The sequence below is a fragment of the Haematobacter missouriensis genome (genome assembly GCF_000740775.1).
Classification (GTDB): Bacteria; Pseudomonadota; Alphaproteobacteria; order Rhodobacterales; family Rhodobacteraceae; genus Haematobacter; species Haematobacter missouriensis.
In genome coordinates this window covers 17,654-36,474 of sequence record NZ_JFGS01000025.1, presented here as the reverse complement: position 1 = coordinate 36,474, position 18,821 = coordinate 17,654, and the positions used below count along the sequence as shown (strand labels likewise).

Annotated in this window: 30 protein-coding genes and 1 pseudogene; all 31 read left to right on the top strand. The window is 62.3% G+C overall.

The features are described from left to right. The first annotated feature begins 50 nt into the window (after nucleotides 1-50). On the top strand, nucleotides 51-359 hold the full coding sequence (gene rpsJ, locus CG51_RS13920) for a 30S ribosomal protein S10 (protein ID WP_035714301.1): 309 nt from the start codon (nucleotides 51-53) through the stop codon (nucleotides 357-359). A gap of 13 nt (nucleotides 360-372) precedes the next feature. Continuing rightward, nucleotides 373-1,203, top strand: a complete 831-nt coding sequence (gene rplC / locus CG51_RS13915) for a 50S ribosomal protein L3 (protein WP_035745973.1) — start codon at nucleotides 373-375, stop codon at nucleotides 1,201-1,203. Continuing rightward, complete coding sequence (gene rplD, locus CG51_RS13910) at nucleotides 1,200-1,820, top strand: 50S ribosomal protein L4 (RefSeq protein WP_035745972.1); 621 nt, start codon at nucleotides 1,200-1,202, stop codon at nucleotides 1,818-1,820. The genes rplC and rplD overlap by 4 nt, the downstream gene beginning before the upstream one ends. Further along, nucleotides 1,817-2,113: a 50S ribosomal protein L23 gene (locus CG51_RS13905; RefSeq protein WP_035714295.1), complete on the top strand. Its 297-nt coding sequence runs from the start codon at nucleotides 1,817-1,819 to the stop codon at nucleotides 2,111-2,113. The genes rplD and CG51_RS13905 overlap by 4 nt, the downstream gene beginning before the upstream one ends. 180 nt (nucleotides 2,114-2,293) lie before the next feature. Next, nucleotides 2,294-3,130, top strand: a complete 837-nt coding sequence (gene rplB / locus CG51_RS13900; RefSeq protein WP_035714292.1) for a 50S ribosomal protein L2 — start codon at nucleotides 2,294-2,296, stop codon at nucleotides 3,128-3,130. Nucleotides 3,131-3,133: 3 nt separating this feature from the next. Beyond that, entirely contained in the window at nucleotides 3,134-3,412 is a 279-nt protein-coding gene (rpsS, locus tag CG51_RS13895; RefSeq protein WP_035714290.1) for a 30S ribosomal protein S19, read from the top strand. 3 nt (nucleotides 3,413-3,415) lie between these two features. Further along, nucleotides 3,416-3,796: a 50S ribosomal protein L22 gene (gene rplV / locus CG51_RS13890; RefSeq protein ID WP_035714288.1), complete on the top strand. Its 381-nt coding sequence runs from the start codon at nucleotides 3,416-3,418 to the stop codon at nucleotides 3,794-3,796. Further along, on the top strand, nucleotides 3,796-4,512 hold the full coding sequence (gene rpsC / locus CG51_RS13885) for a 30S ribosomal protein S3 (RefSeq protein ID WP_035745970.1): 717 nt from the start codon (nucleotides 3,796-3,798) through the stop codon (nucleotides 4,510-4,512). Before rplV ends, rpsC begins: the two co-directional genes overlap by 1 nt. A 13-nt stretch (nucleotides 4,513-4,525) precedes the next feature. Beyond that, on the top strand, nucleotides 4,526-4,939 hold the full coding sequence (rplP, locus tag CG51_RS13880) for a 50S ribosomal protein L16 (RefSeq protein WP_035745969.1): 414 nt from the start codon (nucleotides 4,526-4,528) through the stop codon (nucleotides 4,937-4,939). Nucleotides 4,940-5,003: 64 nt separating this feature from the next. Then, nucleotides 5,004-5,753, top strand: a complete 750-nt coding sequence (locus CG51_RS13875) for an alpha/beta fold hydrolase (protein ID WP_084695198.1) — start codon at nucleotides 5,004-5,006, stop codon at nucleotides 5,751-5,753. 148 nt (nucleotides 5,754-5,901) lie between these two features. Further along, the gene (rpmC, locus tag CG51_RS13870) at nucleotides 5,902-6,105 is read left to right on the top strand and encodes a 50S ribosomal protein L29 (protein WP_035745966.1); all 204 of its coding nucleotides are present in this window, start codon (nucleotides 5,902-5,904) and stop codon (nucleotides 6,103-6,105) included. 10 nt (nucleotides 6,106-6,115) lie between these two features. Then, the gene (gene rpsQ / locus CG51_RS13865) at nucleotides 6,116-6,355 is read left to right on the top strand and encodes a 30S ribosomal protein S17 (protein ID WP_035714277.1); all 240 of its coding nucleotides are present in this window, start codon (nucleotides 6,116-6,118) and stop codon (nucleotides 6,353-6,355) included. A 64-nt stretch (nucleotides 6,356-6,419) separates the two neighbouring features. Then, nucleotides 6,420-6,788 carry a 50S ribosomal protein L14 gene (gene rplN, locus CG51_RS13860; RefSeq protein WP_035714274.1) on the top strand — a complete coding sequence of 123 codons (369 nt, stop codon included), beginning with the start codon at nucleotides 6,420-6,422 and terminating at the stop codon, nucleotides 6,786-6,788. Continuing rightward, nucleotides 6,788-7,093 carry a 50S ribosomal protein L24 gene (rplX, locus tag CG51_RS13855; RefSeq protein WP_035714272.1) on the top strand — a complete coding sequence of 102 codons (306 nt, stop codon included), beginning with the start codon at nucleotides 6,788-6,790 and terminating at the stop codon, nucleotides 7,091-7,093. Before rplN ends, rplX begins: the two co-directional genes overlap by 1 nt. Then, nucleotides 7,093-7,653, top strand: coding sequence for a 50S ribosomal protein L5 (rplE, locus tag CG51_RS13850; RefSeq protein WP_035745965.1), 561 nt, complete (start codon nucleotides 7,093-7,095; stop codon nucleotides 7,651-7,653). The genes rplX and rplE overlap by 1 nt, the downstream gene beginning before the upstream one ends. Nucleotides 7,654-7,675: 22 nt before the next feature. Continuing rightward, nucleotides 7,676-7,981, top strand: a complete 306-nt coding sequence (rpsN, locus tag CG51_RS13845) for a 30S ribosomal protein S14 (protein ID WP_035745962.1) — start codon at nucleotides 7,676-7,678, stop codon at nucleotides 7,979-7,981. Between the two features lie 10 nt (nucleotides 7,982-7,991). Further along, nucleotides 7,992-8,390, top strand: a complete 399-nt coding sequence (rpsH, locus tag CG51_RS13840) for a 30S ribosomal protein S8 (RefSeq protein WP_084695197.1) — start codon at nucleotides 7,992-7,994, stop codon at nucleotides 8,388-8,390. Between the two features lie 10 nt (nucleotides 8,391-8,400). Next, a complete protein-coding gene (gene rplF / locus CG51_RS13835) occupies nucleotides 8,401-8,934 on the top strand; it encodes a 50S ribosomal protein L6 (protein WP_035745961.1) in 534 nt (177 codons plus the stop codon). 11 nt (nucleotides 8,935-8,945) lie between these two features. Further along, nucleotides 8,946-9,305 (top strand): 50S ribosomal protein L18, encoded by a 360-nt coding sequence (rplR, locus tag CG51_RS13830; RefSeq protein WP_035745960.1) that lies wholly within the window; start codon nucleotides 8,946-8,948, stop codon nucleotides 9,303-9,305. Between the two features lie 200 nt (nucleotides 9,306-9,505). Further along, nucleotides 9,506-10,060: a 30S ribosomal protein S5 gene (rpsE, locus tag CG51_RS13825; RefSeq protein ID WP_035745959.1), complete on the top strand. Its 555-nt coding sequence runs from the start codon at nucleotides 9,506-9,508 to the stop codon at nucleotides 10,058-10,060. Nucleotides 10,061-10,071: 11 nt separating this feature from the next. Further along, the gene (gene rpmD / locus CG51_RS13820) at nucleotides 10,072-10,260 is read left to right on the top strand and encodes a 50S ribosomal protein L30 (protein ID WP_035745958.1); all 189 of its coding nucleotides are present in this window, start codon (nucleotides 10,072-10,074) and stop codon (nucleotides 10,258-10,260) included. 234 nt (nucleotides 10,261-10,494) lie between these two features. Further along, a complete protein-coding gene (gene rplO / locus CG51_RS13815) occupies nucleotides 10,495-10,965 on the top strand; it encodes a 50S ribosomal protein L15 (protein ID WP_035745957.1) in 471 nt (156 codons plus the stop codon). Nucleotides 10,966-11,086: 121 nt separating this feature from the next. Next, nucleotides 11,087-12,454, top strand: a complete 1,368-nt coding sequence (gene secY / locus CG51_RS13810) for a preprotein translocase subunit SecY (protein WP_035745956.1) — start codon at nucleotides 11,087-11,089, stop codon at nucleotides 12,452-12,454. Continuing rightward, complete coding sequence (locus CG51_RS13805; protein WP_035745955.1) at nucleotides 12,451-13,098, top strand: adenylate kinase; 648 nt, start codon at nucleotides 12,451-12,453, stop codon at nucleotides 13,096-13,098. Before secY ends, CG51_RS13805 begins: the two co-directional genes overlap by 4 nt. Nucleotides 13,099-13,290: 192 nt before the next feature. Further along, nucleotides 13,291-13,659, top strand: coding sequence for a 30S ribosomal protein S13 (rpsM, locus tag CG51_RS13800; protein ID WP_035745954.1), 369 nt, complete (start codon nucleotides 13,291-13,293; stop codon nucleotides 13,657-13,659). 12 nt (nucleotides 13,660-13,671) lie between these two features. Next, nucleotides 13,672-14,061, top strand: a complete 390-nt coding sequence (rpsK, locus tag CG51_RS13795) for a 30S ribosomal protein S11 (protein WP_035714246.1) — start codon at nucleotides 13,672-13,674, stop codon at nucleotides 14,059-14,061. Nucleotides 14,062-14,181: 120 nt separating this feature from the next. Beyond that, nucleotides 14,182-15,198 carry a DNA-directed RNA polymerase subunit alpha gene (locus CG51_RS13790; protein ID WP_035745953.1) on the top strand — a complete coding sequence of 339 codons (1,017 nt, stop codon included), beginning with the start codon at nucleotides 14,182-14,184 and terminating at the stop codon, nucleotides 15,196-15,198. Between the two features lie 128 nt (nucleotides 15,199-15,326). Beyond that, on the top strand, nucleotides 15,327-15,746 hold the full coding sequence (gene rplQ / locus CG51_RS13785) for a 50S ribosomal protein L17 (protein WP_035714241.1): 420 nt from the start codon (nucleotides 15,327-15,329) through the stop codon (nucleotides 15,744-15,746). 332 nt (nucleotides 15,747-16,078) lie between these two features. Next, complete coding sequence (locus tag CG51_RS13780; RefSeq protein WP_035745951.1) at nucleotides 16,079-16,687, top strand: helix-turn-helix transcriptional regulator; 609 nt, start codon at nucleotides 16,079-16,081, stop codon at nucleotides 16,685-16,687. A 60-nt stretch (nucleotides 16,688-16,747) separates the two neighbouring features. After that, nucleotides 16,748-17,332 (top strand): annotated as a pseudogene (locus CG51_RS19615) (acyl-homoserine-lactone synthase); the annotation flags it as partial. 112 nt (nucleotides 17,333-17,444) lie between these two features. Next, complete coding sequence (locus CG51_RS13770) at nucleotides 17,445-18,821, top strand: trypsin-like peptidase domain-containing protein (protein ID WP_035745947.1); 1,377 nt, start codon at nucleotides 17,445-17,447, stop codon at nucleotides 18,819-18,821.

The window sequence follows — 18,821 nt, the reverse complement described above, 5'->3', positions numbered from 1 at the left end:
AAGGCTGAGGGCGGGGCACCGCCCCCGCCCGCAACCCTGAGGGAATGAAAATGCAAGGTACGAACATCCGTATCCGGCTGAAGGCCTTCGATTACCGCGTCTTGGATGCCTCGACGCAGGAAATCGTGAACACGGCCAAGCGGACCGGCGCAACGGTACGGGGCCCGATCCCGCTGCCGAACAAGATCGAAAAGTTCACGGTTCTCCGTGGGCCCCATATCGACAAGAAATCCCGCGATCAGTGGGAGATCCGCACGCACAAGCGGCTCCTCGACATCGTGGACCCGACCCCGCAGACGGTGGACGCGCTGATGAAGCTCGACCTCGCCGCCGGCGTGGACGTCGAGATCAAGGTTTGAGGGAGCACGAAAGATGCGCTCTGGAGTGATCGCAAAGAAGCTGGGCATGACCCGGCTGTTCCTGGAGGACGGGAAGCAGGTTCCGGTGACGGTTCTGCAACTCGATGGTCTTCAGGTCGTGGCGCAGCGCACCGCTGACAAGGACGGCTATACCGCCGTTCAACTCGGTGCTGGCGCGGCCAAGGCGAAACGCACGACCGCCGCGATGCGGGGCCATTTCGCGAAAGCGAATGTGGCGCCGAAGCGTAAGGTGGCCGAATTCCGCGTGAGCCCCGACAACCTGATCGAGGTTGGCGAGGAGATCACGGCTGACCACTACTTCGCGGGTCAGTTCGTGGACATCGCCGGCACCTCCATCGGTAAAGGTTTCGCCGGTGCGATGAAACGCCACAACTTCGGTGGTCTGCGCGCCTCTCACGGCGTGTCGATCAGCCACCGTTCGCACGGTTCGACCGGCCAGTGCCAGGACCCCGGCAAGGTGTTCAAGGGCAAGAAGATGGCGGGCCATCTCGGTGCCGTTCGGGTGACGACGCAGAACCTGCAGGTCATCAGGACCGACAGTGAGCGTGGCCTCATCATGGTCAAAGGCGCCGTGCCGGGTTCGGCTGGCGGCTGGGTTACGGTGAAGGACGCGGTGAAGAAGCCGGTACCCGAGAATGTCATTCTCCCGGCCGCGCTGAAGTCGCATGCCGAGGCCGCGCGTCGCGCTGCCGAGGAAGCTGCCGCTGCGGCGGCTGCCGAAGAGGAAGCCGCCCGTCTGGCCGCGGCCGAGGCTGAGCAGGCTGCCATCGAGGCGGCCGAAATCGAAGCCAAGGCCTCTGACTCGAAGGGGAACGAGGAATGAAACTCGACGTGATCAAGCTGGACGCCGGGTCCGCCGGGTCGATCGATCTCGCCGACGAGATCTTCGGCCTGGAACCCCGCGCCGACATCCTTCACCGGGTGGTGAACTGGCAGCGGGCGAAGGCCCAGGCCGGCACCCACTCGGTGCTGGGTAAATCCGACGTGTCGTATTCGACGAAGAAGATCTATCGCCAGAAGGGCACCGGTGGCGCACGCCACGGCTCCCGCAAGGCGCCGATCTTCCGTCACGGTGGTGTCTACAAGGGCCCGACGCCCCGCAGCCACGCCTTCGATCTGCCGAAGAAGTTCCGCGCGCTTGGCCTCAAGCACGCGCTTTCGGCGAAGGCGAAGGATGGCAAGCTGGTGGTGATCGACTCCGCGGAGCTGGCGGAAGCCAAGACCGCGCAACTCGCCAAGGCCGCGAAGGATCTCGGCTGGAAGCGCGTGCTCATCATCGACGGCGCAGAGGTCAACGAGAACTTCGCCAAGGCGGCGCGGAACATCGAAGGCATCGATATTCTGCCGACCATCGGGGCGAACGTCTATGACATCCTGAAGCGTGACACGCTCGTGATCACGAAGGCGGGTGTCGAAGCTCTGGAGGCTCGCCTGAAATGAGCGTGAAACCCGAACACTACGACGTGATCCGCAAGCCGATCATCACCGAGAAGGCGACCCTCGCCTCCGAGGCGAATGCGGTGGTCTTCGAGGTGCGGCGCGATGCGTCCAAGCCCGAGATCAAGGAAGCCGTCGAGACGGTCTTCGGCGTCAAGGTGAAGGCGGTGAACACCACCATCACCAAAGGCAAGGTCAAGAAGTTCCGCGGCCGCACCGGCGTCCGCTCGGACATCAAGAAGGCCTATGTGACGCTGGAAGAAGGCAACACGATCGACGTTTCCACTGGCCTCTGAGCCGGGCGTCTGATACGTAGCCGCACGAATCTCGTGGCCCCGGACTCTTCCGGGGCCACGCGCTTTCAGCAGAAGCGTAGCTTTCATTGCCGAAAGTGCACTCAGCGGGGATCTTCGGAGCCCTATAACCCCCGGGCGACGCATTCGGCCGCGCCCGCAAGCAGACGGAAGACAGAAAGCATGGCACTCAAGTCGTATAAGCCGACGACGCCTGGCCAGCGTGGGCTGGTTCTGATCGACCGTTCGGAGCTTTGGAAAGGACGCCCCGTCAAATCTCTCACCGAGGGTCTGACGAAGAATGGCGGCCGGAACAACACCGGACGGATCACGATGCGCCGCAAGGGCGGGGGCGCAAAGCGTCTCTATCGTATCGTGGACTTCAAGCGGACGAAGTTCGATGTGGCGGCTGTCGTCGAGCGGATCGAATATGACCCGAACCGCACCGCGTTCATCGCGCTCGTTAAATATGAGGACGGCGAACAGGCCTATATCCTTGCGCCCCAGCGTCTTGCCGTGGGTGACAAGGTCGTGGCCGGCGCCAAGACCGATGTGAAGCCGGGTAACGCGATGCCGTTCTCCGGCATGCCGCTCGGCACGATCGTGCACAACGTCGAACTGAAGCCCGGCAAGGGCGGTCAGATCGCGCGCGCCGCCGGCACCTATGCCCAGTTCGTCGGCCGGGACGGCGGCTATGCCCAGATCCGCCTCTCCTCGGGCGAGCTGCGCATGGTCCGTCAGGAATGCATGGCCACCGTTGGCGCCGTGTCGAACCCTGACAACTCGAACCAAAACCTCGGTAAAGCCGGTCGGAACCGCCACCTCGGTATCCGTCCGTCGGTCCGCGGTGTTGCGATGAACCCGATCGACCACCCGCATGGTGGTGGTGAGGGCCGCACCTCCGGTGGCCGGACCCCGGTTACGCCGTGGGGCAAAGACACCAAGGGTAAGAAGACCCGCAGCAACAAGGCGACGGACAAATATATCGTCCGCTCGCGTCACGCGAAGAAGGGGCGGTAATCCATGGCGCGTTCTGTTTGGAAAGGCCCCTTTGTCGATGCCTATGTGCTTCGCAAGGCGGAGAAGTCCCGTGAATCCGGGCGGTCGGAAGTCATCAAGATCTGGTCGCGTCGTTCGACCATTCTTCCCCAGTTCGTGGGGCTGACCTTCGGTGTCTACAATGGTCAGAAGCATATCCCGGTGAACGTCACCGAGGAGATGATCGGCCAGAAATTCGGTGAATACTCGCCGACGCGGACCTACTACGGTCACGCGGCCGACAAGAAAGCCAAAAGGAAGTAAGCCATGGGTCAGGAAAAGAATCCGCGCCGCGTGGCGGAAAATGAGGCGATGGCGAAGCTGCGCATGCTTCGCACCTCGCCGCAGAAACTGAATCTCGTCGCGGCGCTCATTCGTGGCAAGAAGGTGGACAAGGCGCTGGCCGATCTCACCTTCTCGCACAAGCGCATCGCCATCGACGTGCGTAAGTGTCTTCAGTCGGCTATCGCAAACGCCGAGAACAACCACGGGCTCGACGTGGACGAACTGGTCGTCGCGGAAGCCTTCGTCGGCAAGAACATGGTCATGAAACGCGGCCGCCCGCGCGCCCGCGGCCGGTTCGGCAAGATCGTGAAACCGTTTTCCGAGCTGACCATCAAGGTGCGGCAAGTCGAGGAGCAAGCGTAATGGGTCAGAAGGTCAACCCGATTGGGATGCGCCTCCAGGTCAACCGCACCTGGGACAGCCGCTGGTTCGCCGACACCAAGGACTACGGCAACCTGCTTCTTGAAGACATCAAGATGCGGGAATTCATCCACAAGGAGTGCAAGGCCGCTGGTATCTCCAAGGTGGTGATCGAGCGTCCGCACAAGAAGTGCCGCGTCACGATCTATACCGCCCGTCCGGGCGTTATCATCGGCAAGAAAGGCGCTGATATCGAAGTGCTTCGCAAGAAGCTCTCGAAGTTCACGGCGTCCGAACTGCACCTCAACATCGTTGAAGTGCGCAAGCCCGAGCTTGATGCGCAACTGGTGGCCGAGTCGATCGCGCAGCAGATGGAGCGTCGCGTATCCTTCCGTCGCGCCATGAAGCGTGCCGTGCAGAACGCGATGCGCATGGGTGCCCTCGGCATCCGCGTGAACGTCGGGGGCCGTCTCGGTGGCGCGGAGATCGCGCGGACCGAATGGTACCGCGAGGGCCGCGTGCCGCTGCACACGCTGCGCGCTGATATCGACTATGCGACGTCCGAAGCCATGACGCCCTACGGCATCATCGGTGTGAAGGTGTGGATCTTCAAAGGCGAGATCATGGAGCACGACCCGCAGGCGCATGACCGCCGCGCGATCGAGTCCCAGGATGGTCCCGCGCCGCGTGGTCCGCGCCGTGAGCGTGGCGACCGCTGAGGAGTAGAACGAGATGCTGCAACCTAAACGGACGAAGTTCCGCAAACAGCACAAGGGCCGTATCCACGGTGAGGCGAAGGGCGGCTTCCTGCTGAACTTCGGGTCCTTTGGTCTGAAAGCGACCGAGCCGGAGCGGGTCACCGCCCGCCAGATCGAAGCGGCCCGCCGCGCGATCACCCGCCACATGAAGCGTCAGGGCCGGGTCTGGATCCGGATTTTCCCGGACGTTCCGGTCACTTCGAAACCGACCGAAGTGCGGATGGGTAAAGGTAAGGGCTCCGTCGATTTCTGGGCCGCGCGCGTTAAACCCGGGCGGATCATGTTCGAGATCGACGGCGTGAACGAGTCGATCGCCCGCGAGGCGCTTCGGCTCGGCGCGATGAAGCTTCCGGTCACGACCCGGGTTATCACCCGCGAAGACTGGTAAGACTCCGCCACTGCATTAAGTGAAGGGCCTCCCCGAGCGGGGGGCCTTTTGCATTGGGGGGCTGATGGAACATCGGGTGTCATCCGGCGGGGCGCTGCTGCATATCGCAGAGCGCGGTGCTCCTGAGGGAAGGGCGATGCTGTTCCTCCACGGGGGTCTCGGCGCGCTGCGGGAGATGGCGCCTCTGGCGGCGGAATTCCCAAAGGCGCGGTGTTTGCTGATGGATACGCGCGGACATGGCGCGTCCTCGCTGGGGCAGGGCAGGCTCACCTACCAGCACCTTGCCGACGATGCCGCGGCGGTGATCTCGGCGCTTGGGCTGGAGCGACCCCTGGTCATCGGGCATAGCGATGGTGGTGTGATCGCATTGGAGCTCGCGGCTCGCGGACCGTCGTTGGCGGGGGTTGTGAGCATCGGCGGCAGTGTCGCGCCGCCTCCGCCACAGGCCGCGGCGAAGTTTTTCCTGCCGCTCACCGCAGAATTCTGGCGCAACCGATTCCCGGAAGATGTCGCCAGCTATGAGGCGGAAAACCCCGCGCCCGATTTCGAGCGGCTCTTCGATCTGGTCAAGGCGTTGTGGCTGGACGGTGGTCCGGGGAATTACCCGGTGGGCATCGAGCGGATCGCGCTGCCGGTGCTGATCCTGAACGGTGACGCGGACGAACTCGTCTCCCGGCTGGAGACGGTTGCCCTCGCCGAGGCGATACCTAGTGCGGCGTTGGCATTGATCCCTTATGCCGGGCACATGGTGCATATGGAGCAGTCGGGGCTCGTCGCGCACGCCATCCGGGCGATGCTGGACCGGCTGGCATAACTTTTCCTTGCCCCCGCGGCCTTCTTCCTGTAGGAAGCCGCATCCGCGAGTCCGGGGTTCCCGGAATCGTCGGTACCTCATTGATCCACCGGGTTGCAGGTCACCCTTGCAGAAGGGGCCGTCCGGTGATTGTGAAAGGAATAAGGCGATGAGCGCCCAAGAACTTAGCAGCAAGACCCCGGACCAGCTCCGGGACGAGCTGGTCGCACTGAAGAAGGAGGCGTTTAACCTCCGTTTCCAGAAGGCGACCGGCCAACTCGAGAATACCGCCCGCATCCGGCAGGTCCGCCGTGACGCCGCGCGCGTTAAGACCATTCTGAACCAGAAAGCCGCTGCCGCGGCGGCGAACTGAGGATCACGAGATGCCCAAACGTATCCTGCAAGGCACCGTCACCTCTGACAAGAACGATCAGACGATCACCGTGCTGGTCGAGCGCCGGTTCACGCACCCCGTGATGAAAAAGACGGTTCGGAAGTCGAAGAAATACCGCGCCCATGACGCGGAGAACCAGTTCAAGGTCGGCGACAGCGTTCGTATCGAGGAATGCGCGCCGATTTCGAAGACGAAACGCTGGACGGTCGTGAGCGACGCTCAGGCCTGAGCCAGATACATCGAAACCCTGGGGCGGCGGCTGATAACCGTCCCCAAAGGTCGGGAGTAACCCAATGATCCAGATGCAGACCAATCTGGATGTCGCTGATAACTCCGGCGCTCGCCGGGTGCAGTGCATCAAGGTTCTGGGCGGCTCGCATCGGCGGTATGCCTCCGTGGGCGACATCATCGTGGTGTCGGTCAAGGAAGCCATTCCGCGCGGTCGCGTGAAGAAAGGTGACGTTCGCAAGGCCGTCGTCGTTCGCACCGCCAAGGAAGTCCGCCGTGAAGACGGCACCTCCATCCGTTTCGACCGCAACGCGGCCGTCATCCTGAACAACCAGGGTGAACCGGTCGGGACGCGTATCTTCGGACCGGTGGTGCGTGAGCTTCGCGCGAAGAACTTCATGAAAATCATCAGCCTCGCGCCGGAGGTGCTGTGATGGCCGCCAAGCTGAAAAAGGGCGACAAGGTCGTCGTGCTCACCGGCAAGGACAAGGGCAAGCAGGGTGAGATCACCCAGGTTCTCCCGAAGGAGAACAAAGCTGTTGTCGATGGCGTGAATATCGTCATCCGCCACACCCGCCAGTCGCAGGCAAGCCAGGGCGGCCGGATCCCGAAGGCGGCTCCGATCCAGCTCTCCAACCTCGCGCTGCTGGACACCAACGGCAAGGCTACCCGCGTCGGCTTCCGCTTTGAAGACGGCAAGAAGGTGCGCTTCGCCAAGACCACCGGGGAGGCGATCTGATGCTTGACGCTGCGAACTACACCCCGCGCCTCAAGACGCTCTACAAGGAAACGGTGCGTGCCGCTCTGAAGGAGGAATTCTCCTACAAGAACGACATGCAGATTCCTCGGCTCGACAAGATCGTGCTGAATATGGGCGTCGGCGAAGCGGTCAAGGACACCAAGAAGGTCAAGCAGGCCGCCGAGGAGCTGTCGCTCATCGCCGGTCAGAAGGCTGTCGTCACGCATGCCAAGAAGTCGATCGCTGGCTTCCGCGTCCGTGAGGAAATGCCGCTCGGCACCAAGGTGACCCTCCGTGGCGACCGGATGTATGAATTCCTCGACCGCCTGATCACGATCGCGCTTCCCCGCGTTCGCGACTTCCGCGGCGTCAAGGGTTCGTCCTTCGACGGCCGTGGCAACTACGCCATGGGCCTGAAGGAGCACATCGTGTTCCCCGAGATCAACTTCGACAAGGTCGATGAGGTTCTCGGCATGGACATCATCATCTGCACCACCGCGGCGACCGACGCGGAAGCGAAGGCGCTGCTGAAGCAATTCAGCATGCCCTTCAACAGCTGATCGCGCGAGGAGACTGAAACACATGGCCAAGAAATCCATGGTCGAACGTCAGAAGAAGCGCGAGAAGCTGGTGGCGCAATACGCCAGCAAGCGCGCGGCTCTGAAGACCGTCATCGCCAATGAGGAGCTGCCGATGGAGCAGCGCTTCAAGGCTTCGTTGAAACTTGCGGAACTTCCGCGCAACTCCTCGGCCACGCGGCTTCACAACCGTTGCGAGCTGACGGGTCGCCCGAGGGCCTACTACCGCAAGTTGAAAATGTCCCGGATCATGCTCCGTGAGCTGGCCTCCTTCGGCCAGATCCCGGGCATGGTGAAATCGAGCTGGTAAGGAGGTCGCGATGTCTGTGAACGATCCTATCGGCGATATGCTGACCCGTATCCGCAACGCGCAGATGCGTGGCAAATCCACCGTTAACACGCCCGCCTCCAAGCTCCGCGCTTGGGTGCTCGACGTGCTCCGCGACGAAGGTTACATCCGCGGTTATGAGCGCGCGAAGACCGAGAAAGGTCTCGACGAACTCGTGATCAGCCTGAAGTACTTCGAGGGCACCCCGGTCATCCGTGAACTGAAGCGGGTGTCGAAGCCGGGTCGGCGGGTGTACATGGCGGTGAACGATCTGCCGTCTCCGCGTAATGGCCTGGGCGTTTCGATCGTCTCGACGCCCAAGGGTGTGATGTCGGATACGGCTGCGCGCACCGCCAATGTTGGCGGCGAAGTGCTCTGCACTGTGTTCTGAGGAGTAGGCAATGTCTCGTATTGGGAAAAAACCGGTCGAGCTGCCGAAGGGGGTCACCGCCTCCGTTTCCGGTCAGACGATCGAAGTGAAGGGCCCGAAGGGCACGCGCAGCTTCACCGCGACCGATGATGTGTCGATCACGGTCGAAGACAACCTGGTGAAAGTCCAGCCGCGCGGCCTGTCCAAACGGGCGCGTGCGCAGTGGGGTATGTCCCGCACGATGGTTTCGAACCTGGTGCAGGGCGTAACGACGGGCTTCAAGAAGGAGCTGGAGATCAACGGTGTGGGTTACCGCGCCGCGATGACCGGCAACGTCCTGAAGCTCTCGCTGGGCTACAGCCACGAAGTGAACTTCGAAGTGCCGCAAGGCGTGACGATCACCGCTCCGAAGCAGACGGAGATCGTTGTCGAAGGCATGGATCAGCAGCTCGTCGGTCAGGTCGCGGCCAATATCCGCGAATGGCGTTCCCCGGAGCCCTACAAGGGCAAGGGGATCAAGTACAAAGACGAGTACATCTTCCGTAAGGAAGGCAAGAAGAAGTAAGGACGCAACAGATGGCGAACACAAAGCGAGAGCTGTTCCTGAAGCGCCGCCTGCGCGTCCGGAACAAACTGCGGGCCCAGGCCAACGGGCGCCTGCGCCTGTCGGTTCACCGCTCGTCGAAGAATATCAGCGTTCAGCTGATCGACGACGCGAAGGGCGTGACCGTGGCGGCTGCCTCGACCCTCGAAAAGGATCTTGGACTGGTCGGCAAGAACAACGTCGAAGCAGCGGGCAAGATCGGCGCAGCGATTGCCGAGCGGGCCAAGAAAGCCGGTGTGGAAGAAGTTTACTTCGACCGCGGTGGTTTCCTGTTTCACGGCAAGATCAAGGCGCTTGCCGATGCGGCCCGCGAGGGCGGCCTGAAGTTCTGATGTCGTCTCCCGCCACGGCGGGAGGCACCGGAAATGATACGCCGTGCCTTCAGGGCGCGGCGTATCTCTGACGGAAGTGAAGGCGGCGTCGGACGCGTCGCCTCGATGATCCGGAGATGTGGCCTGTGCACCGACTGGGGCCGCACCGACCTGGATTGAATCAGCCGGGCCATCATGCCCCCTGAAAGAAGGAATGCCGTATGGCAGAACGTGAGAACCGCCGGGATCGTCGCGAACGCGAGGAAACCCCGGAATTCGCCGATCGTCTCGTGGCGATCAACCGTGTGTCCAAGACCGTCAAGGGGGGCAAGCGGTTCGGCTTCGCCGCTCTCGTGGTGGTCGGCGACCAGCGGGGCCGTGTCGGCTTCGGCAAGGGCAAGGCCAAGGAAGTGCCGGAAGCGATCCGCAAGGCCACCGAGCAGGCGAAACGCAGCCTGATCCGCGTGCCGCTGCGCGAAGGCCGCACCCTGCACCACGACATCGAGGGCCGTCACGGCGCCGGCAAGGTGGTGATGCGGACCGCCGCTCCGGGTACCGGGATCATCGCGGGCGGGCCGATGCGCGCTGTGTTCGAGATGCTGGGCCTCCAGGATGTGGTGGCGAAATCGCTGGGGTCGCAAAACCCCTATAACATGATCCGGGCCACCATCGACGGCCTGCAGAAGGAAGCCAGCCCCCGTTCGGTCGCGCAGCGTCGCGGCAAGAAAGTGGGCGACATCCTGAAGCGCGCCGAAGCCGAAGCGGCAGAAGCGTAAGGAGCGGAACAATGGCGAAAACCATCGTTGTGAAGCAGATCGGCTCCCCGATCCGCCGTCCGGCCAGCCAGCAGCGCACGCTGATCGGGCTCGGCCTCAACAAGATGCACCGCACCCGTGAGCTGGAGGATACGCCCTCCATCCGCGGCATGGTGAACTCGATCCCGCATCTCGTGCAGATCGTGGAAGAAAAGGGCTGACCTCGGTTGTCAGCCGTCAGAACGCCCCGGTCGCAGGACCGGGGCGTTCTGCTTTTGGGGCCGGTTGCTGTCTTCAGGTCTCAACAATACCGTGGTGAAAGCGCGAAGTGCCTTGATCCACCCCCACGCAACCGGTATATGCCGCCGGTGGTCCGTGATGGGCCTTTTCTGAATCACCCATATGCCGTGTTCGCCCAAGTCGCTTCGGGGGCGATTCCGGTAAGGAGAAGCGATATGAAACTGAACGAACTCCACGACAACGAAGGCGCGGCCCGCAAGAAGAAACGTGTGGCGCGTGGTCCCGGCTCCGGCAAGGGCAAGACCGCCGGTCGTGGTATCAAGGGTCAGAAATCCCGCTCGGGCGTTGCGCTGAACGGCTACGAGGGTGGCCAGATGCCGCTCTACCGGCGCCTGCCGAAGCGCGGCTTCACCAAGCCGAATGCGAAGTCCTACGCCGTGATCAACCTCGGTCTGATCCAGAAGTTCGTTGACGCTGGCAAGCTCGACGCCGCACAGCCGATCACGGAAGACGTCCTTGTGACCTCCGGTCTGGTGCGCCGCAAGCTCGACGGTATCCGGGTTCTGGCGAAGGGCGACGTGACGGCGAAGCTCGCGCTTGAAGTGTCCGGCGCGTCCCAATCGGCCATCGAGGCGGTTGAGAAAGCTGGTGGCTCCCTGAAAGTTGCTGTCGCCGCCGCCGAATAAGGCGTTGTATGCGGCGTCTCTGCCGCATACACCTGCGACGAGCTTTTCCGCGCCGCCGGACCGGTCAACGGGCCGGCGGCGCTGTCCATGAAAGAGACGTGGTCTCGGAAAGAGTCTGGGCATGGCATCTGCTGCTGAGCAAATGGCCGCGAACCTGAGCTGGGGAACCCTCGGCAAGGCGACCGACCTGCGCCACCGCATCTTCTTCACCATCGGGTTGCTGATCGTCTACCGGCTCGGCACCTACATCCCCGTTCCGGGTATTGATGCAGCAGCGCTGCGCAATTTCATGGAGCAGGCACAGACCGGGCTGGGTGGCATCCTGACGATGTTCACCGGCGGTGCGCTCGGGCGGATGGGGGTCTTTGCGCTCGGCATCATGCCCTATATCTCCGCCTCCATCATCGTGCAGCTTCTCGTCGCGATGATCCCCTCCCTTCAGGGCCTGAAGAAAGAGGGTGAGGCGGGACGGAAGAAGATCAACCAATATACCCGCTACGGGACCGTCGCGCTGGCGATCTTTCAGGCCTGGGGGCTGGCGGTCAGTCTTGAGGCCGGGGGGCTTGTCGCCGATCCGGGGATGTTCTTCCGCGTGGCCTGCGTGATCACTTTGGTCGGCGGCACGATGTTCCTGATGTGGCTGGGTGAGCAGATCACCGCACGCGGCATCGGCAACGGCATCTCGCTCATCATCTTCGTCGGCATTATCGCTGAGGTTCCCGCGGCGCTTGCGCGGTTCCTGAGCCAGGGACGCTCCGGTGCGATCTCGCCTGCCGTTATCATCGGCGTACTGCTGATGGTCGTGCTGGTTGTGGCCTTCGTGGTGTTCATGGAGCGCGCGCTTCGCAAGATTCATATCCAGTATCCGCGCCGTCAGGTGGGGATGAAGGTCTATGACGGCGGCTCCTCTCACCTGCCTATCAAGGTGAACCCGGCGGGCGTCATCCCGGCGATCTTCGCCTCCTCGCTGCTGCTGCTGCCGACGACGATCGCAACCTTCTCCGGCGGACAGACCGGGCCGGTGATGTCGTGGCTGCTGGCTTACTTCGGGCCGGGTCAGCCGCTCTACATGCTGTTCTTCGCGGCTATGATCGTGTTCTTCGCTTATTTCTATACAGCGAACGTCGCCTTCAAGACGGACGACGTCGCCGACAACCTGAAGAACCAGAACGGCTTTATTCCAGGCATTCGCCCCGGCAAGAAGACCGAGGAATATCTGAACTACGTGGTTAATCGGATCCTCGTGCTTGGGTCGGCCTACCTCGTGGCCGTGGTCCTTCTGCCGGAGATCCTGCGGTTCCAGATGGGTATTCCCTTCTACTTCGGCGGCACGTCCGTGCTGATTGTCGTCTCGGTGACCATGGACACGATCTCTCAGGTCCAGTCGCACCTGTTGGCGCACCAGTATGAAGGGCTGATCGAAAAGAGCCAGTTGCGCGGCAAAAGACGCAACGGCACGGCGCGTAAAGGGGGAACGATTCGGCGATGAACGTCATACTGCTAGGGCCGCCGGGGGCGGGGAAGGGTACTCAGGCCCGCCGTCTCGTGGAGGAGCGTGGCATGGTCCAGCTTTCGACCGGGGATATGCTGCGGGAAGCGCGGCACTCCGGGACGGACATGGGCCGCAAGGTCGCCGAAGTCATGGATAGTGGCCAACTCGTGACCGATGAGATCGTGATCGGTCTTATCGAGGAGCGGATCACAGGCGCTGAAGGTTCCGGATTTATCTTCGACGGTTTCCCGCGGACGTTGCCGCAGGCCGATGCGCTTGGCGCGATGCTGGACCGCGTGGGCCAGTCCCTCGACGCGGTGATCGAGATGCAGGTGGATGACGCGGCGCTGGTGTCGCGGATCACCGGGCGGTTCACCTGCGGCAATTGCGGCGAAGTGTATCACGACGTCACCAAGCCCACGAAAGTGGCCGGCGTCTGCGATGTCTGCGGTTCCACCGATCTTCGTCGCCGCGCCGATGACAACGAGGCGAGCCTGACCAAGCGGTTGATGGAGTACTACAAGAAGACCTCGCCGCTGATCGGGTACTACTACGCCAAGGAGATGCTCTCTTCCGTCGATGGCCTTGATGAGCCGGAAGCAGTTTCAGAAGCTGTCCGTAAGGTGCTTGACAAGAGCTGATCCGCGATTGACGCCTCTTGACCTGAGACGTCAAAGCCCATAGATCACAGCCTCTCGCAAGAGAATCGTCCTGACGGGCGGCTTCTGTCCGCCCTTCAGGTCAGAGCGTGTGGGGATCGGTTCATACCGCAAAACCCGCGTTGTGAAAAAAGGTTCCGGCATTACGGAACCGCAACAGAAAAGGAAGCCCTAGTGGCACGTATTGCTGGTGTAAACATCCCCACGGGTAAGCGCGTTCCGATCGCGCTGACCTATATCCACGGTATCGGCCCGAAGATCGCCGATGAAGTCGTGCAGGCTGTCGGTATCGATCCGTCGCGCCGCGTGAACGATCTTTCCGACGCCGAAGTGCTTGCGATCCGCGAATACATCGACGCCAACCTGACCGTCGAAGGCGATCTGCGCCGCGAAGTTCAGATGAACATCAAGCGTCTGATGGATCTCGGCGCCTACCGCGGCCTTCGCCATCGTCGCAACCTCCCGGTCCGCGGTCAGCGGACGCACACCAACGCCCGCACCCGTAAGGGCCCGGCGAAGCCGATCGCCGGCAAGAAGAAGTAAGGGGAGGGTATCATGGCTCGCGACAAGACCCGTATCAAGCGCAAGGAGCGCAAGAACATCGCCGCTGGCGTTGCTCACGTGAACTCCTCGTTCAACAACACCAAGATCCTGATCTCCGACGTGCAGGGCAATGCGATCGCCTGGTCTTCCGCCGGCACGATGGGCTTCAAGGGTTCGCGGAAATCCACGCCCTATGCGGCGCAGATGGCTGCGGAAGACGCTGGCCGCAAGGCGCAGGAACATGGCGTCCGTACCTTGGAAGTCGAAGTGCAGGGCCCCGGCTCCGGTCGTGAATCGGCGCTCCGCGCGCTGGCCGCCGTCGGGTTCAACATCACCTCGATCCGCGATGTTACGCCGCTCGCGCACAACGGCTGCCGTCCGCCGAAGCGCCGTCGGGTCTGAGGAATCGAAAATTTTGCTCGGGTCGCGCGAAATTCGCGCGGCCCGAGTGCGTCATTCTGAACCTCGGGCGTTCTGCGGCAACCGGTTCATGCGCCGCGGGACAGGTATGGAGGCAATTGCATGATCCACAAGAACTGGCAGGAACTCATCAAGCCGACCCAACTCGAGGTCAAGGCTGGCCCCGACGCGTCCCGTCAGGCGACGGTGGTTGCCGAGCCGCTGGAGCGTGGGTTCGGTCTGACCCTCGGCAACGCGCTGCGCCGTGTGTTGATGTCTTCGCTTCAGGGCGCCGCGATCACTGCGATCCAGATCGACAATGTGCTGCACGAGTTCTCCTCGATCTCGGGTGTGCGTGAGGATGTCACGGACATCGTCCTCAATCTGAAGGGTGTCGCGCTCAAGATGGAAGTCGAAGGGCCGAAACGACTGACGATCTCCGCCAAGGGGCCGGGCATCGTGACCGGTGGTGATATCTCCGAATCGAACGGCATCGAGGTGCTGAACAAGGAGCATGTCATCTGCCATCTGGACGACGGCGCGAACCTGTTCATGGAACTGACCGTGAACACGGGCAAGGGCTATGTTGCGGCGGACAAGAACCGGCCGGAAGACGCGCCGATCGGGCTCATTCCGATCGATGCGATTTACTCGCCGGTGAAGAAGGTTGCCTATGAAGTCACACCTACCCGCGAGGGCCAGGTGCTTGATTACGACAAGCTTACCATGAAGATCGAAACCGATGGCTCCGTCACGCCGGACGACGCTGTGGCTTTCGCCGCGCGCATCCTGCAGGACCAGCTCACCGTCTTCGTCAACTTCGAAGAGCCGGAATCGGCCACGCGTCAGGACGCGGAGGACGGGCTGGAGTTCAACCCGCTGCTGCTGAAGAAGGTGGACGAACTCGAACTGTCGGTCCGCTCGGCCAACTGCCTGAAGAACGACAATATCGTCTATATCGGCGATCTGATCCAGAAGACGGAAGCCGAGATGCTTCGGACGCCGAACTTCGGCCGCAAGTCGCTCAACGAGATTAAGGAAGTGCTGTCCGGCATGGGTCTGCACCTCGGCATGGAAGTCGAGGACTGGCCGCCGGAGAACATCGAAGACCTCGCCAAGCGGTTTGAAGATCAGTTCTGATTGACCTTTGCGGGGCGTTTCGCTAGAGGCGCCCCGAATGCCCGGACTGCCGGGGAAATCATGGGCAATTCCGCCCCAAGGAGAGCGCGGTTCGCATCCGCGCCGGACAAAGCAAAAGGAGTAAGACCATGCGTCACGCCCGCGGATACCGCCGCCTGAACCGCACGCACGAGCACCGCAAGGCGCTCTTCGCCAACATGTCCGGCTCGCTCATCGAGCATGAGCAGATCAAGACGACGCTTCCGAAAGCCAAGGAATTGCGTCCGATCATCGAGAAGCTCATCACGCTCGCCAAGCGTGGGGATCTGCACGCCCGCCGTCAGGCTGCCGCGCAGCTCAAGCAAGACGCCTATGTCGCGAAACTGTTCGACGTGCTTGGCCCGCGCTACAAAGAGCGTCAGGGTGGCTATGTCCGTATCATGAAGGCGGGCTTCCGCTACGGTGACATGGCGCCGATGGCGATCATCGAATTCGTCGATCGCGATCCCGCTGCCAAAGGCGCTGCCGACAAGGCGCGCGTTGAAGCAGAGTTCGCCGACGCCGAATAATGCCGGCTCTACACTAGAATTGAGGTACCCCGCCCATAGGCGGGGTATTTTCTTTTTACTCAGGCTATTAATTATTGATATGCGTCCTTCGCATATGAGGAGATATCTGAGACCTGTGTTGTGATCTGTTCTATCAGTTCGTCGAGATCCAAGTCTTCCATCGGTGTTGCGCCGATGAATTCGAGAAGATCGAAACGGTCATTCGCGGGAAGGCGCATGAGTTTTGCAAAGAGGTCTGGGCTTATGGATCGCATTGAAACACCTTTCGACCGGCGGTCGATGGATCCACAATTTAAAGTTGACGGCGCAGGGCACAACTTGTCTAAAAAGACATGTCCTTGACGGTAGGCCTCGAGCTCGAACTTCGCAATCTCGCCCGTCTTGCGCCGGTGGGGTATTACGTGGCGCTGCACATCAGATTCGGCGCACCCATGCTCATGTTCCGTACCTTTCCGCAGGACTGGACGGATCGGTACACCGAGCAGGCCTACACGCTGCGGGACCCGCTTGTCGCCTGGGGGTTTTCAACCGAAGGCACAACACGGTGGAGCGAGATCACCATCGATCCATTCGGCATAATGGCGGAAGCGGCGCGTTATGGCCTTGGTTTCGGCGCCTGCGTTGCCTGTGGCCCCATAAGTTCGCGGACAATCGCCGGTATCGCACGGAACGATCGAGAGTTCACGGATGCGGAGATCGCGAAGGCGGCGGACCTGGTGAGCCATATCCATGCGATTACCGAGCCGCCGGAGAGTCTCACACCCGCTCAGATAGAAGCCCTGCGCCTCATCGCCGCCGGAGACCGCCATGCAGCGGCGGCAGCGAAGCTGAACATCTCCGAAAGCGCCCTGAAAGCGCGGTTGAATTCCGCCCGCCAGCGCCTGTTGGCGCGCACCACGGCCGAGGCGATTCAGCGTGCCAAGGATTACAGGCTGCTCTAGGAAGGCGTCGGGTCGTCGCCGCGGGTTCGGATTTCTTTACCCCAACCCACGGAGACGACCATGCAAATCACCACGCTTTCCTTTGAGAACCTGCACAAACACGGCGAACTGTTCGCAAATCTGCTGCGCGCGCGCCACCAGTCCTTCATTGTTCAGAACAAATGGAACCTGCCCGAAGCCATGGGCATGGAGTATGATCAGTACGATACCCCGGCCTCCCGCTGGATCGCCATTCACGATCTGGGACGGGTGGTGGGGGGCATGCGCCTGACCCCGACGACGGCGAAATGCGGCATATACAGCTACATGATCCGCGACGCACAGCGGGAATTGCTGGGGTCCATACCTTCTGACTTGCTCTATCAGGAAGCTCCGGTGGATCCGCATGTCTGGGAGGTGTCGCGCGGTTTCGTTTGCCACACCGTGCCGATGGCGGCGCGGCGCCGTGTCCATGCGCTGATGGTGGCGGGGATGAACCGCGCCGCACGAGAGCTGGGAGCCACGAGGACCATCGGGCTTCTGTCATCGAGCTGGCCGCGTTGGGCCGCGCGCTGTGCCTTGGACATGGAGGCCGCCGGTCCTGCCCGCATGATTGATGGGGTGGAGAACCAGTGTATCTTCATCAACTTCGCCGGAACGCTGCATTGGGGCGCGGGAGCATCGGGTGGGTGCGGGTGCTGGCCAGCCGGCCGCTGCACCGCGTTGAACCTGCCCGCCCGCTGCTCCATATCAAGCTCCTCAGCCCGGAGATTGCCCGATGCGCATGATCGCTGCCCCATTTGCACTGTTGCTCGCCGTCCAGCCGCTTGCGGCACAGACGATTCCGGCCAGTCCGGCGGAAATCACCATGAGCTTCGCGCCGGTGGTCAAGGCCACGACACCCTCCGTCGTGAATATCTACACGCAACGGGTCGTCTCCCAGCGGGAGACGCCTTTCGGAATCGATCCCTTCTTTGCCGACATCTTCCGCAATTTTGGGCGGGAGGTGCCGCGCGTGCAGAGTTCTCTGGGGTCTGGTGTGATCTTGACGGCTGACGGGATCATCGTATCGAACTTCCACGTCGTGAAGGAAGCGAGCCAGATCCGTGTCGTGCTGACCGACCGGCGGGAATTCGATGCGGAAGTGCTGTTGGCGGACGAGGAGACCGATCTCGCCGTGCTGAGGCTGAAGGGAGCGAGCGGTCTTCCCGCGCTCGCGCTCCGAGACTCCGATGAGGTGGAGGTGGGGGAGCTCGTGCTGGCCATTGGCAACCCTTTCGGCGTTGGGCAGACCGTGTCCAGCGGCATCGTCTCCGGTCTCGCTCGCTCCAACCTGGGCATCGGCGGCGGGCGGGGCTATTTCATTCAGACCGATGCGCCGATCAATCCCGGCAACTCCGGCGGGGCGCTGGTGGATGTGGCGGGGCGGATCATCGGGATAAACACGGCGATCCTCAGCCCTTCCGGCGCGTCGAGTGGCATCGGTTTCGCGATTCCCGCCAATCTGGTTCATGCAGTCGTCACGCAGGCTGAAGCCGGGCGCACAAAGTTCGAACGTCCCTGGGCCGGGATTGCCGGGCAGGCGGTGGATGCAGGTATGGCGGAGAGCTTTGGTCAGCGGGCGCCTCAGGGCCTGGCCATTCTGGATTTCGCCCCCGGCAGCCCTTTCGCAGAAGCGGGCCTGTCCAGAGGGGATGTGATCCTTCAGCTTGACGGCGTGCCCGTCAACACACCGGCCGAGATGATCTTCCGTATGTCTGTGCGGGGGGTCGGTGCAGAGACAGAGGTCACCTATCTCCGGCAGGATAGACAGGAGACGACCCGTGTCCGGCTTATCGCGCCGCCGGATACGCCCGCGCGGGACGTCGTCACCCTCACCGGCGGGCCGTTTCAAGGCTATACGGTCGCCAATCTCAACCCCGCCGTGACGAGTGAAATGGCGCTTCCTGACGGGCTTGCCGGCGTGGTCATCACTGATGTGGGGCAGGAGACGCTCGGCCTTGGACTGCGGCCTGGCGACATCCTGCGCAACATAAACGGGACACAGATCGCAACGACCGCCGATCTGCGCGCTGCCAATGCGGAGCGGGCGAGCCGCTGGCAGATCGAATACGAGCGGGAAGGGCGGCGCGCGCTGCTCCGCTTCCGGAGCTGA

What these genes read in the sequence shown, in the direction of transcription:
- rplQ (WP_035714241.1), top strand. Translation starts at nt 15,327, where the DNA reads ATGCGTCACGCCCGCGGATACCGCCGCCTGAACCGCACGCACGAGCAC.
- rplE (WP_035745965.1), top strand. Translation starts at nt 7,093, where the DNA reads ATGCTTGACGCTGCGAACTACACCCCGCGCCTCAAGACGCTCTACAAG.
- rplB (WP_035714292.1), top strand. Translation starts at nt 2,294, where the DNA reads ATGGCACTCAAGTCGTATAAGCCGACGACGCCTGGCCAGCGTGGGCTG.
- rplX (WP_035714272.1), top strand. Translation starts at nt 6,788, where the DNA reads ATGGCCGCCAAGCTGAAAAAGGGCGACAAGGTCGTCGTGCTCACCGGC.
- rplP (WP_035745969.1), top strand. Translation starts at nt 4,526, where the DNA reads ATGCTGCAACCTAAACGGACGAAGTTCCGCAAACAGCACAAGGGCCGT.
- CG51_RS13780 (WP_035745951.1), top strand. Translation starts at nt 16,079, where the DNA reads ATGTCCTTGACGGTAGGCCTCGAGCTCGAACTTCGCAATCTCGCCCGT.
- rpsN (WP_035745962.1), top strand. Translation starts at nt 7,676, where the DNA reads ATGGCCAAGAAATCCATGGTCGAACGTCAGAAGAAGCGCGAGAAGCTG.
- rpsE (WP_035745959.1), top strand. Translation starts at nt 9,506, where the DNA reads ATGGCAGAACGTGAGAACCGCCGGGATCGTCGCGAACGCGAGGAAACC.
- rplF (WP_035745961.1), top strand. Translation starts at nt 8,401, where the DNA reads ATGTCTCGTATTGGGAAAAAACCGGTCGAGCTGCCGAAGGGGGTCACC.
- rpmD (WP_035745958.1), top strand. Translation starts at nt 10,072, where the DNA reads ATGGCGAAAACCATCGTTGTGAAGCAGATCGGCTCCCCGATCCGCCGT.
- rpsC (WP_035745970.1), top strand. Translation starts at nt 3,796, where the DNA reads ATGGGTCAGAAGGTCAACCCGATTGGGATGCGCCTCCAGGTCAACCGC.
- rplC (WP_035745973.1), top strand. Translation starts at nt 373, where the DNA reads ATGCGCTCTGGAGTGATCGCAAAGAAGCTGGGCATGACCCGGCTGTTC.
- rpsS (WP_035714290.1), top strand. Translation starts at nt 3,134, where the DNA reads ATGGCGCGTTCTGTTTGGAAAGGCCCCTTTGTCGATGCCTATGTGCTT.
- CG51_RS13805 (WP_035745955.1), top strand. Translation starts at nt 12,451, where the DNA reads ATGAACGTCATACTGCTAGGGCCGCCGGGGGCGGGGAAGGGTACTCAG.
- rplR (WP_035745960.1), top strand. Translation starts at nt 8,946, where the DNA reads ATGGCGAACACAAAGCGAGAGCTGTTCCTGAAGCGCCGCCTGCGCGTC.
- rpsQ (WP_035714277.1), top strand. Translation starts at nt 6,116, where the DNA reads ATGCCCAAACGTATCCTGCAAGGCACCGTCACCTCTGACAAGAACGAT.
- CG51_RS13875 (WP_084695198.1), top strand. Translation starts at nt 5,004, where the DNA reads ATGGAACATCGGGTGTCATCCGGCGGGGCGCTGCTGCATATCGCAGAG.
- rplO (WP_035745957.1), top strand. Translation starts at nt 10,495, where the DNA reads ATGAAACTGAACGAACTCCACGACAACGAAGGCGCGGCCCGCAAGAAG.
- rplD (WP_035745972.1), top strand. Translation starts at nt 1,200, where the DNA reads ATGAAACTCGACGTGATCAAGCTGGACGCCGGGTCCGCCGGGTCGATC.
- rplV (WP_035714288.1), top strand. Translation starts at nt 3,416, where the DNA reads ATGGGTCAGGAAAAGAATCCGCGCCGCGTGGCGGAAAATGAGGCGATG.
- secY (WP_035745956.1), top strand. Translation starts at nt 11,087, where the DNA reads ATGGCATCTGCTGCTGAGCAAATGGCCGCGAACCTGAGCTGGGGAACC.
- CG51_RS13790 (WP_035745953.1), top strand. Translation starts at nt 14,182, where the DNA reads ATGATCCACAAGAACTGGCAGGAACTCATCAAGCCGACCCAACTCGAG.
- rpsJ (WP_035714301.1), top strand. Translation starts at nt 51, where the DNA reads ATGCAAGGTACGAACATCCGTATCCGGCTGAAGGCCTTCGATTACCGC.
- rplN (WP_035714274.1), top strand. Translation starts at nt 6,420, where the DNA reads ATGATCCAGATGCAGACCAATCTGGATGTCGCTGATAACTCCGGCGCT.
- rpsH (WP_084695197.1), top strand. Translation starts at nt 7,992, where the DNA reads ATGTCTGTGAACGATCCTATCGGCGATATGCTGACCCGTATCCGCAAC.
- CG51_RS13905 (WP_035714295.1), top strand. Translation starts at nt 1,817, where the DNA reads ATGAGCGTGAAACCCGAACACTACGACGTGATCCGCAAGCCGATCATC.
- rpmC (WP_035745966.1), top strand. Translation starts at nt 5,902, where the DNA reads ATGAGCGCCCAAGAACTTAGCAGCAAGACCCCGGACCAGCTCCGGGAC.
- CG51_RS13770 (WP_035745947.1), top strand. Translation starts at nt 17,445, where the DNA reads ATGCGCATGATCGCTGCCCCATTTGCACTGTTGCTCGCCGTCCAGCCG.
- rpsK (WP_035714246.1), top strand. Translation starts at nt 13,672, where the DNA reads ATGGCTCGCGACAAGACCCGTATCAAGCGCAAGGAGCGCAAGAACATC.